The sequence below is a fragment of the Paraburkholderia sp. SIMBA_027 genome (genome assembly GCF_046535315.1).
Taxonomy (GTDB): domain Bacteria; phylum Pseudomonadota; class Gammaproteobacteria; order Burkholderiales; family Burkholderiaceae; genus Paraburkholderia; species Paraburkholderia tropica.
In genome coordinates this window covers 1-279 of sequence record NZ_JAWRWY010000388.1, presented here as the reverse complement: position 1 = coordinate 279, position 279 = coordinate 1, and the positions used below count along the sequence as shown (strand labels likewise).

Annotated in this window: 1 pseudogene; it reads left to right on the top strand. The window is 74.9% G+C overall.

Annotated features, from left to right (window positions below):
- Window positions 1-279 (top strand): annotated as a pseudogene (locus SB764_RS39530) (FAD-dependent oxidoreductase); the annotation flags it as partial.

The following is a 279-nucleotide window of genomic DNA, read 5'->3' as shown; positions in this document are numbered from 1 at the left end:
CGCGTGTTCCGCGACGCGACGCTGAAGCTCGCACGCGACTGCGAATTCGCGCGCAAGCTCGTGAACAGCGGCCGCCTGTCGGTGCCGGCCGTGCTGGCCGATTCGCCGCTGAACACGCCGGACCGCAATGGCGACGCGTTCGCGTGCGCGATGCGCCCGGGTGCCGCGGCGGCCGATGCGCCGGTGCGCGCGCAGGGCGCGTCGGGCTGGCTGCTGCAGCATCTGGGCGACAGCTTCGCGGGCGTGCTGTTCGGGCTGCCGGCCGACGCACCCGCGCTC